Origin of the sequence: Oceanimonas sp. AH20CE76 (genome assembly GCF_039654065.1) — a bacterium.
Lineage (GTDB): Bacteria > Pseudomonadota > Gammaproteobacteria > Enterobacterales > Aeromonadaceae > Oceanimonas > Oceanimonas smirnovii.
On record NZ_CP155481.1, the window covers coordinates 614,391 to 628,734 of the forward strand.

Genomic DNA, 14,344 nt, shown 5'->3' on the forward strand with positions numbered 1-14,344 from the left:
ACGAGCAAGTTACCCGAATAAATTCGGGCCTACAAAAACCGGGCCTGTTAGCCCGGCTTTTTATTACATCAGTAAATGATCTGATTATGCTTCTGTTGTAGCTGCCACTTTAGTTGGCAGGGCCTGCGCAGCAGGCCTTTTGTCTGAAAGCGCCTTCCGGTTTGTGCCGGCTAAAGCGGTATCTACATCCAATTCTTCCGGCTTCTGGCTTCCCGCTATGGGTTTTGCAGTTTTGCCACTATCGGGCTGTTGGCGGCGGGAAAGTCGTAGCTGTGCAGCTCGCTCACCGATACCCAGCGGCTGGGCTGGCCTTCACGGCCGTGGGGCTCGCCGGTAAAGGCGGTGACTCTGCGAATATCCAGGGTGACTTGTTTGTCGCCATAGTCATGCTCAATGCGCATTAAGGGCTCGCACACAGTGACCCGAATGCCGATTTCTTCTTCCAGCTCCCGGGCCAGGGCCTGGGGCACGGTTTCGCCGGCTTCTACCTTGCCGCCGGGAAACTCCCACTTAAAGGCCTGGTGCTGGCTTTCGCCCCGGCGGCAGACAAAAATCTCGCCGGCGGCGTTTTCAATCACGCCTACCGCCACCAGCACCGATTTCTTCACCTCAGTATTCATTTTCACCATCCTGCTCCGGCAGCCAGGCAGGCTCGCCGGGAATGCGCTTTTCTTCATCGGCCCATTCACCCAGATCAATTAGCTGGCAGCGCTTGCTGCAAAAGGGACGAAACGGGCTTTGCTCGCCCCATTCTACTGCTGTTCCGCAGGTGGGGCAGGGGACTGTGGTTATCTTGCTCATTTGATATCTGCCAGTTCAAAGTCGATATTGCCGATATCGGTGTTGCCCACCGGCATAAAACGAATGGTAAAACGATATTTGTTACCGCTGACCACCGGATAAACCGCCTGCTCGGTGGGCAGCCGTAACCGGATCATGTTGGTATTTTCGGCGCTGTCCTGAAAAAAGCCGGCATTGGCCTGCTGGGCACTGAACTGGCTGCTTTCCCGCCATAGCGTCAGCAGCATATCCAGACCCTGACGCAGCAGGCTGAGCTGGCCAACCCAGCGCTCCAGATCCTGCTGCTGTACCTCGGCAGGCTGATGCAGCCAGTGATGCAACTGAGGTACATCAAAAGAGCAGAGGCCTCCGGGAATGGCAAAACGGCTGCGTACCGCCGACAGCAGCCTGTCTTCGCGTAGGGTCTGGCCCAGCCGGGCACTGCGGGGCAGCTGCTGGCTGAGGGAGGTCAGCTGTTGGGAGAACTGCTGCAAAGCGGTAGCATCCACGCCGGGCACCTGGGCCCAGGCCTCCAGCCTGGCATTCTGCTGATCCAGATCCTTGGCCAGGTCGCTGCGCAAGTCGCAACGTTCCAGTAACTCCAGGGCGTCGAGCAGCGCCTTGAACAGGGCGGTGGCCTGGCCGGGAGCATTCAGTTTGCGGCATTGTTCAATTTGCTTCAGCAGTTCATTCAACCGTAAATAGTTACGGCATTTTTCATTAAGAGGAAATTCGTAAACCAGTGATGACATAAGCTGCTTGGCCTGTAGTTCGAGGCATTAATGGCGCAAGTGTACCCGCTTCACTCCTCAAGAAACAAATCGAGCAGGCGGTTAAGAAAACGCCGGCCCAGCGGTGTTACTCGCCAGTGGCTGCCGGTGTTTTCCAGCAGCTCCAGCCGGCAGGCCTCAGCCAGCGGGGCCTGCAGCTGCGCCAGCGGCAAGCCGGTGAGGCCAGTAAATTCGTGGCAGGGAATGGGCTCGAACAGGCGAAGCCGGTTCATAAAATATTCCAGCGACAGATCCTGCGTCTCTATATGCCAGTGCTGATCCAGATAAGGCCGGCCTGAGTCCAGATAACCCCGGGGATGCTTGACCTTGACGGTGCGCAGTATTTGCCCCTGCAGCGGCAGGGTGATTTTGCCGTGGGCACCGCAGCCAATGCCGAGGTAGTCGCCAAAGCGCCAGTAGTTGAGGTTGTGTCTGGCCTCAAACCCGGGTTTGGCATAAGCAGACACTTCATATTGCTGATAGCCGTGAGCCAGCAGCAGCGCGTGACCCCGTTCATAAATATCTGCCAGGGTGTCGTCTTCCGGCAGCGCCGGCGGACGAGAAGCAAACGGCGTATTGGGCTCTATGGTGAGCTGATACCAGGACAGGTGCGGCGGTGCCAGCGCCAGTGCCTGCTCCAGATCATAAAGAGCGTCTTCAAGGCGTTGTTCAGGCAGACCGTGCATCAGATCAATATTAAAGCTGTTCAGCCCCACACCGGCGGCTTCCTGTGCGGCAAAGCGGGCCTGTGCGGGGTCATGAATACGGCCCAGGCGTTCGAGCTTGTCGGCCTGAAAGCTCTGCACACCAATGGAAATACGATTAACACCGGCCCGTTGAAAGCCGCCAAAGCGGCCGGCTTCCACCGTGCCCGGGTTGGCTTCCAGGGTAATTTCAATATCGTCTTCAAAGGGCAGACGCTGCTGCACCCCGGCCAGCAGCCGGCCGATGGACTCGGGGCTTACCAGGCTGGGCGTACCGCCACCAATAAAGATGCTGTGCAGTTTGCGCCCCTGTGCAAAATGCAGATCGGCGTCGAGATCCTGCAGCAGGGCATCGATATATTCCTGCTCGGGAATATCGTGCTTCAAGGCATGAGAGTTAAAGTCACAGTAAGGGCATTTCTGTACACACCAGGGAATATGAATATACAGACTCAAAGGTGGCAGTATCAGCATTGCATCGCTTCTTGCAGCAGTTGTTGCAGCTGATGCAGGGCACTGGCTCTGTGGCTGTGGCGGTTTTTCTCGGCAGGGGTCAGTTCGGCAGCGGTTTTGCCCGCTTCCGGCACCCGGAAAACAGGGTCGTAACCAAAGCCGTGCTCACCTTCAGGAGCAAGGGTAATTTCGCCCTGCCAGTGGCCGGTGCAAATGAGCGGCGTGGGGTCGTCGGCATGGCGCATATAGACCAGCACACACCAGAAAGTGGCCTGGCGCTGGCCTTCGGGCACTTGCTGCATTTGCTCCAGCAGCAGCTCCAGATTTTGTTGGTCTGTCGCACCTGGGCCGGCAAAGCGGGCCGAGTAAACACCGGGGCGGCCGTCCAGAGCTGCCACCGCCAGGCCGGAGTCATCAGCAATGGCGGGAAGGCCGGTTATTTGTGCGGCGTGACGGGCCTTGATAATGGCATTTTCCACAAAGGTGGTGCCGGTTTCATCGGCGTCAGTCACGCCCAGCTCGGTTTGCGGCACCACACTCATGCCCAGTTCGCCCAGCAGGCTTTGCAGTTCGGCAACTTTTTTGGCGTTGCCGGAGGCCAGTACAATTTTTTGAGTCACAACAGAACAACTTACTCGGTGTAAAAGGTATGACGGAAGCTCAGCTCGCCGCCCTGTTTGGGGCCGCTGATATCAATGGTGAAGAGCACATTATCTTCATTGCGGTAGGGGTACTGGGCAATGTAGTAAACAGACTCACCTTCACGAATGGTCTGAAATTCCAGCTGACGTACATTACCCAGCAGGTTCTTGCCCTGGCCTTTCAGAGCCACCTGAACGGCCTTGCCGTCGGCGTCGAGCACGGCAATATTGAGCAGACCATTAAAGCGGCTGCGTTCAATATTGTTGTCTCTGGCAACATCGGGTGCCAGAAAGGTAGACGGAAAGGCACTGTAGTGTACGGTCCAGTCGCCGATGCGGGTCTCTTCGGCTGAAGCCTGAAAAGTAAACAGCAAGGCCAGAGTGGCGATAATGGCTTTAAACATAAGAATTCCCCTTTTAACCTGTGGCTGACAGTGATTAGTTTAGAACGCCTTGCTCAGGAGTTCCGCCGGTTATAGCTGCCACCAGAGTGAGCCAAACAAATCGCCCATCAGCCAGTTCAGTGCCTGCAGACCGATAAAGGCCACCAGAATGCTGAGATCCAGCCCGCCCATTGGCGGAATAATACGGCGCAGCGGTGCCAGCAAAGGCTCGGTCAGCTGATACATCACATACTCAATCTGACTGCGCCCCTGGCTGACCCAGCTCAGCAAAGCGCGAATAATCAGAATCCAGAACAGCATCACACCGGCCTTTTTCAGCACTGTGATGACGCCTACCAGCAATACCACGCTCCAGTCCGCTATGAACACATTCATCGCTTTAAGCAGCGTAAATTTGACCGTAGCCACTATCAGTGCCAGTACCACGGCGGCCATATCAATACCGAAAAAGCCCGGAATAAGGCGACGCAGCGGTTTCAGTGGCGGATTAGTGGCCTTGACCACAAACTGGCTGAACGGATTATAGAAGTCGGCCCTGACCAGCTGAAGCCAGATACGCAGCAGCACCACCATGAGGTAAAGATCGAAAACCGTGTTAATCAGATAATAAGCGGTGTTCATTGAATATCCTTAAAGCTGGCTTTCCAGTTCCCGGGCCCGGGCCACGGCGGCTTGCATGGCATTGGCCACCAGCGGCTCCAGACCATTGTCGTTAAAGCTGCGAATCGCTTCGGCGGTGGTACCGCCCTTGGAAGTGACCTGCTCACGCAGCTGGCCCAAAGACAAGTGCGGATTGGCAGCCACCATATTGGCGGCACCCAGCGCGGTTTGCTGCACCAGCAACCGGGCTTCATCGGCAGAGAAGCCGCTTTGCTCAGCCTGCTTTGCCATGGCTTCCATAAACAGAAAAAAGTAGGCAGGCGCACTGCCGGCAGCGGCAATAATCTGGTTAATGCCGTCCTCTTCGGCCACCCACAGGGTTTTTCCGGCGGCTTCCATCACTTGCTGGCAATAATCCCTGTCTGCCTGCGCTACCGCCGCGCCGGCATAAAGGCCGGTCATGCCCAGGCCGAGCAAAGACGGCGTATTGGGCATGGTGCGCACTATATTGGCATGACCGCCGGCCATCTGTTCAAGCCGGTTAACGGATATACCGGCAGCAATGGAAATAAGCAGTTTGCCGCTGAAGTCAGCCCCGGCAGCCAGCAGCTCGCTCAGCATGCCAGCCATCATCTGGGGTTTGACTGCCAGCACGATGGCCTCGGCCTGAGTGGCGGCTTCGAGGTTATTCTGGGTGATATGAATACCAAAGTCGGCAGCCAGGGCATCCAGTTTGGGCCGGGACGGGTTGGCGGCGGTAATGTGACTGGCCGGATAGCCGGAGCGGATCAGCCCGGAAATCAGGCTGCGAGACATGTTGCCCGCGCCGATAAAAGCGAGTTTTCTGTGTTCCATCAATGATCACTCAAGGGTTGCGGGAGCCGAAAATAGCCGTGCCTACCCTCACCAGGGTACTGCCACAAGCTACTGCGAGTTCCAGATCGTTGCTCATTCCCATCGACAGTGTGTCCATGGTGGAATGTTTTTTCTGCATTCTATCAAACAGATGCTTCAACTCTAGTAATTGTGCCCGCAAGGTCTCGGAATTGTCGGTTGCCTCCGGAATCGCCATCAGGCCGCGCAGGCACAGATTGGGCAAGTGCGCTATTTCGTCGGCCAGGGTTTCGGCGTCGGCGGGAGTCAGCCCGGACTTGCTGGCCTCACCGCTTACATTTACTTGCAGACAGATATTGAGCGGTGACATATGGGCCGAGCGCTGATCATTAAGGCGCTGTGCTATCTTGAGCCTGTCGACTGTCTGCACCCAGTCAAAGTGTTCGGCCACCAGCCGGGTTTTATTGGACTGCAGCGGACCGATAAGATGCCATACCGCATCGGGGCAACTTTGTTTGAGGCTGGTTATTTTGTCTACCGCTTCCTGTACATAGTTTTCACCGAAGCTGCGCTGTCCGGCGGCATAGGCAGTCTTCACGTCTTCGGCAGGTTTGGTTTTGCTGACGGCCAGCAGGTTAATATGGTGAGCAGGGCGGCCCGTCTGTTCGGCGGCAGCCTGCATACGGGCGTTAACGTCCTGAAGATGCTGTGCGATAGTACTCATATGAATAAATTCAGTTAAGCCTCGGGCAACGGGAAAAAATATGGATATTACGGAATTACTGGCGTTCAGTGTAAAGCATAATGCCTCGGATCTGCATCTCTCTTCCGGTGTGCAGCCACTGCTGCGGGTGGATGGCGATATTCGCAAAATTAATTTGCCGGTGCTGGATCACAGAGAAGTGCACCGGCTGGTCTACGACATCATGAATGATCGCCAGCGCAAGGAGCTGGAAGAAAACTTTGAAGTCGATTTTTCCTTTGAGCTGCCGGGGCTGGCGCGTTTTCGGGTAAATGCCTATCATCAGGCGCGCGGGGCGGCGGCGGTGTTCCGGGTGATCCCCAGCGACATGTGGACCCTGGAACAGCTGGGCGGACCGGACATCTTTGAGCGCATTGCCGAGTATTCCCGTGGTCTGGTGCTGGTGACCGGCCCCACCGGCTCGGGCAAGTCCACCACGCTGGCGGCCATGGTCAATCACATCAATGACAACTTCAACAAGCATATTCTGACCATTGAAGATCCCATTGAATTTGTGCACGACAATAAAAAATGCCTGGTCAACCAGCGGGAAGTGCACAGAGACACCCATTCTTTCAGCAATGCGCTGCGCTCGGCGCTGCGGGAAGACCCGGATATTATTCTGGTGGGAGAGCTGCGGGATCTCGAGACCATTCGGCTGGCACTCACTGCCGCCGAAACCGGCCATCTGGTGTTTGGTACCCTGCATACCTCGTCGGCGGCCAAGACCATTGACCGTATTATTGATGTGTTTCCGGGTGCGGAAAAAGACATGGTACGTTCCATGCTGTCGGAATCATTGCGGGCGGTGATATCCCAGAACCTGCTTAAAAAGGTGAATGGCGGCCGGGTAGCGGCCCACGAGATCATGCTGGGCACGCCGGCCATTCGTAACCTGATCCGTGAAGACAAGGTCGCCCAGATGTATTCCGTGATTCAGACCGGCATGGCCCATGGCATGCAGACCATGGATCAGTCTCTCAAGCGGCTGGTGGCCAGCGGTCAGGTGGCCCCTGCCGATGCCCGCCTGCGTGCGGCGGATCCGCAAAGCATCTGATACACCGGAGAAAGCCATGAAGCTGGCATCATTATTAAGCCGCATGTGCGAGCACAAGGCCTCGGACATGTATATCTCGGCGGGCATTGCGCCCACCATCAAGACGCAGGGCAAACTTATGCCTCTGGGCGAGCAGCCACTGACTGAGCAGGAAACACTGGCGCTGGTTGAATCCTGCATGACGGCGGAAAACAAGACGCGGTTTCATCAGCAAAAAGAAGCCAACTTTGCCATACACGACGATGATCATGGCCGCTTTCGGGTCAGCGCTTTCTGGCAGCAAGACAAGGCCGGCATGGTGCTACGGCGCATTGAAAGCCGGATTCCGTCTTTTGAGGAGCTGTATCTGCCCGAAACCCTGCGCGACATTGCCATGGCCAAGCGCGGTCTGGTGCTGTTTGTGGGGGGCACCGGCACCGGCAAGTCCACCACTCAGGCGGCCATGATAGGCCACCGCAACGGCCATGCCGACGGCCATATTCTGACCATTGAAGATCCGGTGGAATTTGTCCATCAGCATCAACGTTCCATTATTACTCAGCGGGAAGTGGGCATCGACACCGAATCGTTCGATGCCGCGCTGAAAAGCTCGTTGCGTCAGGCTCCGGATGTCATTTTGATTGGTGAAATCCGCTCGGAAGAAACCATGGGCTATGCGCTGTCGTTTGCCGAAACCGGTCATCTGTGCATGGCCACCCTGCATGCCAACAACGCCAATCAGGCTATTGACCGCATTATGCATCTGGTACCGGAAAACAAGCACCGTCAGTTGTTGTTTGATTTATCGTTTAATCTCAGAGCCATAGTGGCTCAGCAACTGATCCCCACCCAGGATGGCACTCAACGCCGGGCCGCGTTTGAGATTTTGCTGAATACACCGCTCATTGCCGATGTGATCCGTCAGGGAGACATGCACAAGCTCAAGGAAATCATGGCCAAATCCCGTGAGGCAGGCATGCAGACCTTTGATCAGGCACTGTTTGACCTCTACAGCCAGCAGCATATAGGCTACACCGAAGCACTGGCCTATGCTGACTCTCCCAACGATCTGCGGCTGATGATCAAGCTGCAGGGCGGCGGCGGGCTCGACTCCGGCCTGTTCGACAATGTAACCATCGAATCCTGAGGAAATTATGCTGATAGTAGTGTCCCCTGCCAAAACGCTGGACTATGACACGCCGCCGGTGATTGCCGATTACACCCAGCCCGAGTTGCTGGCGCACTCGGCCGAGCTGATTGAGCGGGCCCGAAAGCTGACCCCGGCAGAGATTGGCAAGCTGATGAAGATCAGTGACAAGCTGGCAGGCCTGAACGCCGCCCGTTTTGCCGACTGGCAGCCGGAATTTACGCCGGAGAACGCCAAGCAGGCACTGCTGGCGTTTAAAGGCGATGTTTATACGGGGCTGGATGCCGAAAGCCTGACTGCCGACGACTTTGCCTTTGCACAAGCACATATGCGCATGCTGTCGGGACTGTATGGCGTGTTGCGGCCACTGGATCTGATGCAGCCTTACCGGCTGGAAATGGGCACCAAGCTCGACAATGCCCGCGGTAAGGATCTGTACGCCTTCTGGGGCGCTGTGATTACAGAAACCTTGAATGAGGCCATGGCGGCCCAGGGTGACAACGTACTGATTAATCTGGCCTCTAATGAATATTTCAAGGCGGTTAAGCCAAGGCAGCTGGAAGGCCAGATTATTACGCCGGTGTTCAAGGACTGCAAAAACGGCCAGTACAAAATTATCAGCTTCTACGCGAAAAAGGCGCGGGGCATGATGGCCCGCTACATTATTGAAAACCGGCTGACCGAGGTCAGCCAGCTGACGGCGTTTGATACTGCCGGCTATTACTTTGCAGAAGACGAGTCCACCGCCACCGAGCTGGTGTTCAGGCGGGAAGAGCAAACATCCTGAAAAAATAAAAAAGAGCGGGAACCTTTATGCGGTTGCCGCTCTCTATAAGGATGTGTCTACTGACTTTCAGCAATTCCCTTTTTTGACTCTCTCTTTGTTTAACCGGCCATGAAGGCCGGTTTTTTTATGCCTTGTCGTCGGCCGGCTTGTCTTTCAGCCAGCGGGGCTGGCCCTTGGCCTTCTTGTCGCGCAGGCGGGTTTTCTTCTTGGGCTGAACCGCTTTTTTGCCTTTGCTGTCGGCCTCTTTTTTCTTGCGTACCGTCACTGCCGCTTCTTTGTGTTTGGGGCGCAGCTCGTCAATGATACGGCGCTTGAGCTTTTGATCGGTGTAGCGCTCTACCTTGACTACCATGGCCATGTCGTGGGCTTCCACCAGGCTGATGGCAGTGCCCTTGCGGCCGGCCCGGCCGGTGCGGCCAATGCGATGCACATACACATCGGCGGTGCGCGGCATGTCGTAGTTGATCACATGGCTGACTTCGGGCAGGTCTATGCCCCGGGCAGCCACATCGGTGGCTACCAGAATGTTGACCTTGCCGTTGCGAAAACGGCGCAGGGCTTCAAAGCGTTTGTCCTGATCCATTTCGCCCCGCAGCCAGGCGTTGTCCAGGCCTTCCTGCTGCAGCCGGCTGGCCAGCTCCATCAGGCGCTCGCGGGTTTTTACAAACACAATGCTGCGGGTAGCATCGGGCTGGCGCAGCAGGTGCAGCAGCAACGCAAACTTGTGCTCCGGGTTATCGGCCAGGTGCAGCCACTGATTGATTTTCTTGCGCTCGCTGCGGGGCGGCTCGGCAGACAGCTCTACCGGCTCCTTGAGAATATCGGCGGCAAACTTCATCAGACCACGGCCTTCCAGGGTGGCGGAAAACAGCATGGTCTGACGACGCCAGCGAGCCTCGGCGGCAATGCGGTCCACATCCTGAATAAAGCCCATGTCGAGCATGCGATCGGCTTCGTCCAGGATCAGCATTTCAATATCGCGGCTGTCGAATGACTCTTCGTCTATGTATTGCAGCAGCCGGCCCGGAGTGGCCACGACGATGTCGGTGGTTTTGGTCAGCGCCGGCAGATGTTTGTCGGCATGCACGCCGCCGGTAATGGTTTCTACCCGCAGACCGGTGTCTTTCAGCAGGGCCTTGGCGTCGTCGGCAATCTGCTTGGCCAGCTCCCGGGTGGGGGTGAGCACCAGCACTCGGGCCGGACCGGCCTGACGGCGCGGAAAGTCCAGCAGGTGCTGGCAGGCCGGCAGCAAAAACGATGCCGTTTTGCCGGTGCCGGTGGGGGCGGAGGCCATAATGTCCCGGCCGCTCATGGCTTCGGGTATGACCTGGCTCTGAATGGTGGTGGGTCTGGCATAGCCCATGCGGGCCAGAGCGCGAACCAGAATGGGGTCCAGCTCCAGTTGCTCAAAGGTCATACTGCTCATGTTCAATTCCGTCAACCAAAATGGCCGGTTATTATAGGCTAACTTCCATCAAAATACTCTCGGGATCACCATGGCCGGACAGGGTTTTCGCTTTAAACAATTTCAGGTTAACCATGACCGCTGTGCCATGAAGGTGGGCACCGACGGCATTCTGCTCGGGGCCTGGGCACCACTGGGGAGAGCTGAACGCATTCTGGATGTGGGCACCGGCACCGGTCTGGTGGGGCTGATGCTGGCCCAGCGCAGTAACGGTCAGGTGCAGATCACCGGTCTGGAACTGGATAAGGCAGCCGCAGCGCAGGCGGCAGAAAATGTGGCCGAGTCGCCCTGGCCCGGGAAAATGCACATTGAACAGGGCGCGCTGCAGCAGTTTGTGGCGAAACCCTTTGATCTGATCGTCTCCAACCCGCCCTATTTTGTGCCGGGGCAGCATTTTGACTGCGCGGCCCGGGCCAGTGCCCGCCACGGCGGCAGCCTGAGTCTGGCGGACCTGTTCAGTCATGGCTGCCGGTTACTGAGTGAAAATGGACAGATTTGTCTGGTGCTGCCCTGGCAGGCACATGAAGAAGCGCTGACACTGGCAGACTCAAATGCCCTTTATCTGCAGGAGCAGCAGTCGGTGATCACTCGTGAGGGTAAAACACCCACTCGTTTTTTATTGCGCTTTGGCAGGATCAAAAACTGTGTAATCAAAGAAGAAATTGTCATTAATACTGCATGTGGCGAATATGGCGACATATACAAAGGAAAGGTCTCCCCCTTCTATCTGAAGATGTAAATTTTGTATTGAAGATGCTTTTCACATCATTATGCTACTGTTCAGCTCGCGTTCTGTTGGTTTTTAGTATTTCACAAACCTTAAACAGCAGCGCATCGTTTTGTTAATTTCGTTAGTTTCCGAACGAAACTTTCGCCAAGCGCTTTGCCGCCACGAGGTTTGCCTTGAAAAAGCCATTGTCCACTTTTGATGTGATGGGCCTGGGGTTCATGACATTCGCCTTCTTTTTGGGTGCCGGAAACATCATCTTTCCGCCCCTGGCCGGTTTTCTGGCCGGTGAAAACATGACCAGCGCCATGTTTGGTTTCCTGACCACAGCCGTAGGTCTGCCCCTGGCCGGTCTGGTGGCAGCAGCGCTGGCCGGTGGCGGTTTGCCGGTGATGGGCCGCTATTTGCCGCCGGTGATTATTACCCTGATGGGCAGTGCCATCTTTATTATTATCGGCCCGGCCTTTGCCGCTCCCCGCACTGGTCTGGTGGCCTATGAGATGGGCGTTAAGCCCTTTCTGGAAAACCCCGGGCAGGGCGCATTAACTCTGTATACCCTTGGTTTTTTTGGTGTGGCGCTGCTGCTGTCTTTGAGTCAGGGCCGGCTGCTGGAAGCCATTGGCAAGTTGCTGACTCCGCTGCTGCTGCTGTTACTGGTGGCGCTGGCCATTGCCGTGTTTGTGAATCCTCAGGGCACACAGCCGGCGGTCACCGAGGCCTATCTGGCTCAGCCGTTTGTGAAGGGCTTTATTGAAGGCTATAACACCATGGATACGTTTGCCTCCCTGCTGTTTGCCATGCTGATCCTGGATGTGCTGCGCAAGAAAGGCGTCACTGATACCCGTGCTCAGTCCCGTTATCTGATGGCTGCGGCACTGATTGCGGCAGCAGGTCTTGGCTTTGTATATATCTCGCTGTTTGTGCTGGGTGGTACCAGCCAGGGTGTGGTACTGGACGCCAGCAACGGTGGCGAGATTATCAGTGCATATGTGCTGTCGTTGTTTGGTGAGCCGGGGCTGCTGATTTTGTCGGCCATTGTGACCCTGGCCTGCCTGACCACGGCGGTGGGGCTGGTGTCGTCCTGTGCCGATTATTTTCATAACCTGACCGGTAAGGGCAGTTACAAAGGCTGGGTGGTGGCCATTGCTACCGCTTGTATGCTGGTGGCCAATGTGGGTCTGAACACCCTGATCAGTGTGTCTGTACCCATTCTGGTGGCGCTGTATCCGGTGGCCATTGCGCTGGTGGTGGCCACTTATCTGCGGCCGCTGATGCGCGCTCCCGTGTTTGCCTTTCGTCTGATCATGAGCGTGGCCTTTGTGTTTGGTCTGCTCGATGGCATGCAGGCCGCCGGCCTGGATATGAGCCTGCTGGACTTTATGCCGCTGTTCGGCGTGGGCATGGCCTGGACCCTGCCCACCGCCATTGCTGCCATTATCGGCCTGACTGTGGGCAAAACAGCCCGGACTGCCACGGCCTGAGCCTGGCAACCGGTATAAAAAAGCGGCTTCAATGCCGCTTTTTTGTTGTTTAGCCACGCATTGCTGAGAAAGAGCGGCATGTGAAGCATCAGTGCAGTTTGCACTTCACGACACGCTTCAAGCCCATCCATGGGACGGTCGGCTACGGCAATCCCCACTGCTCTTCGCGTTGCGGTACTTGTTGATCAAAGAGATTAAAGCGCCGCGATTTCATCCAGTATCTGCGCGACCCAGGCTTCAATGCGGGGATCGGTGTCGTCGTACTGATTGGCTTCATCCAGTGACAGACCGACGAAGTACTTGCCGTCTTCGGTCAGCGCCTTTGAGGCTTCAAACTCATAACCCTGGTTGGGCCAGTAACCCACCACGCTGGCCCCCCGGGCCACCACCCGGTCGTGCAGCATGCCCAGCGCATCCTGAAACCATTCGCCATAACCCAGCTGATCGCCCATACCGAACAGCGCCACCACATGACCGTCCAGATCCAGGGTATCGATATCGTCCCAATGAGACTCCCAGTCTTCCTGCAATTCACCAAAATCCCAGGTAGAAATACCAAGAATAAGAATGGGATAATCCTGCGCACGCGCCAGAGGCACATCCCTGATATTATGCAGATCAACCAGCTCGGCACCGAGCTGCTCACGAATTTTTTCGGCTGCGATCTCGGTATAGCAGGTGGTCGAGCCATAAAACAAACCGATATTCATGGGGCTCCGTTCACTCTTGATGGAATGGGCTCATAATAACAGAAGCCGCCCTGCAGGCAGAATATGGAGTGAATATGAGTCATCCGCTGGTCGAGCAGTTTATCGATGCCCTCTGGCTGGAAAAAGGCCTGTCCGACAATACCCTGGCATCCTATCGCAGTGATCTCAGCCATTTTGCCGGCTGGCTGGACGGCGAAGGCGACAGTTTGCTGGCGGTTAACAGCCTGACTCTGCAGCACTATCTGGCCCATCGTATCGATTTGGGCTTCAAGGCCAGCAGTACGGCGCGTATGCTGAGTGTATTGCGGCGGTTTTTTCAGTATCTGCTGCGCGAGCAGCTGCGTGCCGACGATCCCAGCGTGCTCATTGCCGGCCCCAAGCTGCCCAAACGCTTGCCCAAGGATCTGAGCGAGCAACAAGTATCGGCCCTGCTCGATGCTCCTGAAGCCGCTGATCCGCTGGAGCTGCGCGACAAGGCCATGCTGGAGCTGCTCTATGCCACCGGCCTGCGGGTGACCGAGCTGGTGAGTCTGTCGATGGAAAGTGTGAGTCTGCGTCAGGGGCTGGTACGGGTAACCGGCAAGGGCAACAAGGAGCGGCTGGTCCCCATGGGCGAAGAAGCCCTTCACTGGTTAAGCCGTTTTTTAAAAGAGGGCAGGGCAGCGCTGCTGGGCGAGCAGGCGTCAGACGTGGTGTTTCCGTCCCGCCGGGCCCGGCAGATGACCCGGCAGACCTTCTGGCACCGCATCAAGCATTACGCCCTGCGCGCCGGCATTACTCAGGAGCTGTCGCCCCACACCCTGCGCCATGCCTTTGCCACTCATCTGCTTAACCACGGAGCCGACCTGCGGGTGGTACAAATGCTGCTGGGCCACTCGGATCTCTCCACTACCCAAATCTATACCCATGTGGCCACTCACCGCCTCAATGCCTTGCATGAAGAGCACCACCCCCGCGGATGACCCCTTCGGGGGATCTGTAAGCTGTCAGCTATAAGCCTTAAGTGGTATGGCTGGAGGCACTGCGCCGTGCCTGCGTTTATATAATGGCTGACAGTAGGTAG

Annotated in this window: 17 protein-coding genes; 6 read left to right on the top strand and 11 right to left on the bottom strand. The window is 56.6% G+C overall.

Annotated elements, in window-relative coordinates:
- Positions 1-215: 215 nt before the first annotated feature.
- The 9 genes from mutT to N2M06_RS03080 all read right to left on the bottom strand — a co-directional run bounded on the left by mutT (position 216) and on the right by N2M06_RS03080 (position 5,910).
- The gene (gene mutT / locus N2M06_RS03040; protein WP_346351552.1) at positions 216-620 is read right to left on the bottom strand and encodes an 8-oxo-dGTP diphosphatase MutT; all 405 of its coding nucleotides are present in this window, start codon (positions 618-620) and stop codon (positions 216-218) included.
- On the bottom strand, positions 610-801 hold the full coding sequence (gene yacG, locus N2M06_RS03045) for a DNA gyrase inhibitor YacG (RefSeq protein WP_346351553.1): 192 nt from the start codon (positions 799-801) through the stop codon (positions 610-612). The genes mutT and yacG overlap by 11 nt, the downstream gene beginning before the upstream one ends.
- Positions 798-1,532 carry a cell division protein ZapD gene (zapD, locus tag N2M06_RS03050; RefSeq protein WP_346351554.1) on the bottom strand — a complete coding sequence of 245 codons (735 nt, stop codon included), beginning with the start codon at positions 1,530-1,532 and terminating at the stop codon, positions 798-800. Before zapD ends, yacG begins: the two co-directional genes overlap by 4 nt.
- Positions 1,533-1,582: 50 nt before the next feature.
- Positions 1,583-2,728 carry a radical SAM family heme chaperone HemW gene (gene hemW / locus N2M06_RS03055; protein ID WP_019933099.1) on the bottom strand — a complete coding sequence of 382 codons (1,146 nt, stop codon included), beginning with the start codon at positions 2,726-2,728 and terminating at the stop codon, positions 1,583-1,585.
- Positions 2,722-3,327 carry an RdgB/HAM1 family non-canonical purine NTP pyrophosphatase gene (rdgB, locus tag N2M06_RS03060; protein WP_019933100.1) on the bottom strand — a complete coding sequence of 202 codons (606 nt, stop codon included), beginning with the start codon at positions 3,325-3,327 and terminating at the stop codon, positions 2,722-2,724. Before rdgB ends, hemW begins: the two co-directional genes overlap by 7 nt.
- 11 nt (positions 3,328-3,338) lie before the next feature.
- Positions 3,339-3,752, bottom strand: a complete 414-nt coding sequence (locus N2M06_RS03065) for a DUF4426 domain-containing protein (protein ID WP_019933101.1) — start codon at positions 3,750-3,752, stop codon at positions 3,339-3,341.
- Positions 3,753-3,821: 69 nt separating this feature from the next.
- Positions 3,822-4,373 (bottom strand): YggT family protein, encoded by a 552-nt coding sequence (locus N2M06_RS03070; protein ID WP_019933102.1) that lies wholly within the window; start codon positions 4,371-4,373, stop codon positions 3,822-3,824.
- Positions 4,374-4,382: 9 nt separating this feature from the next.
- The gene (gene proC, locus N2M06_RS03075; RefSeq protein WP_019933103.1) at positions 4,383-5,207 is read right to left on the bottom strand and encodes a pyrroline-5-carboxylate reductase; all 825 of its coding nucleotides are present in this window, start codon (positions 5,205-5,207) and stop codon (positions 4,383-4,385) included.
- 10 nt (positions 5,208-5,217) lie between these two features.
- Positions 5,218-5,910, bottom strand: a complete 693-nt coding sequence (locus tag N2M06_RS03080; RefSeq protein WP_346351555.1) for a YggS family pyridoxal phosphate-dependent enzyme — start codon at positions 5,908-5,910, stop codon at positions 5,218-5,220.
- A gap of 40 nt (positions 5,911-5,950) precedes the next feature.
- Between N2M06_RS03080 and N2M06_RS03085 the strand changes: the two genes are divergently transcribed.
- Genes N2M06_RS03085 through yaaA form a run of 3 tightly spaced genes read left to right on the top strand, consistent with a single transcriptional unit; the run spans position 5,951 to position 8,898 of the window.
- On the top strand, positions 5,951-6,985 hold the full coding sequence (locus N2M06_RS03085; RefSeq protein ID WP_317074630.1) for a type IV pilus twitching motility protein PilT: 1,035 nt from the start codon (positions 5,951-5,953) through the stop codon (positions 6,983-6,985).
- 16 nt (positions 6,986-7,001) lie between these two features.
- Positions 7,002-8,111 (top strand): PilT/PilU family type 4a pilus ATPase, encoded by a 1,110-nt coding sequence (locus N2M06_RS03090; RefSeq protein WP_346351556.1) that lies wholly within the window; start codon positions 7,002-7,004, stop codon positions 8,109-8,111.
- 7 nt (positions 8,112-8,118) lie between these two features.
- Positions 8,119-8,898 carry a peroxide stress protein YaaA gene (yaaA, locus tag N2M06_RS03095; protein WP_346351557.1) on the top strand — a complete coding sequence of 260 codons (780 nt, stop codon included), beginning with the start codon at positions 8,119-8,121 and terminating at the stop codon, positions 8,896-8,898.
- Between the two features lie 124 nt (positions 8,899-9,022).
- On the opposite strand, the gene srmB is transcribed toward yaaA, so the two are convergent.
- Complete coding sequence (srmB, locus tag N2M06_RS03100) at positions 9,023-10,324, bottom strand: ATP-dependent RNA helicase SrmB (RefSeq protein ID WP_317074245.1); 1,302 nt, start codon at positions 10,322-10,324, stop codon at positions 9,023-9,025.
- Positions 10,325-10,394: 70 nt separating this feature from the next.
- On the opposite strand from srmB, the gene N2M06_RS03105 reads away from it, so the two are divergent.
- Together N2M06_RS03105 and brnQ are read left to right on the top strand one after the other, a co-directional pair.
- On the top strand, positions 10,395-11,102 hold the full coding sequence (locus N2M06_RS03105; RefSeq protein WP_346351558.1) for a methyltransferase: 708 nt from the start codon (positions 10,395-10,397) through the stop codon (positions 11,100-11,102).
- 164 nt (positions 11,103-11,266) lie between these two features.
- The gene (gene brnQ / locus N2M06_RS03110) at positions 11,267-12,571 is read left to right on the top strand and encodes a branched-chain amino acid transport system II carrier protein (protein ID WP_346351559.1); all 1,305 of its coding nucleotides are present in this window, start codon (positions 11,267-11,269) and stop codon (positions 12,569-12,571) included.
- Positions 12,572-12,765: 194 nt separating this feature from the next.
- Here brnQ and fldB read toward each other — a convergent pair whose 3' ends face one another.
- Positions 12,766-13,281 (bottom strand): flavodoxin FldB, encoded by a 516-nt coding sequence (gene fldB / locus N2M06_RS03115; protein ID WP_019933111.1) that lies wholly within the window; start codon positions 13,279-13,281, stop codon positions 12,766-12,768.
- Between the two features lie 74 nt (positions 13,282-13,355).
- Here fldB and xerD point away from each other — a divergent pair, with 74 nt between their 5' ends.
- A complete protein-coding gene (gene xerD, locus N2M06_RS03120) occupies positions 13,356-14,243 on the top strand; it encodes a site-specific tyrosine recombinase XerD (protein ID WP_346351560.1) in 888 nt (295 codons plus the stop codon).
- Positions 14,244-14,344 lie beyond the last annotated feature (101 nt).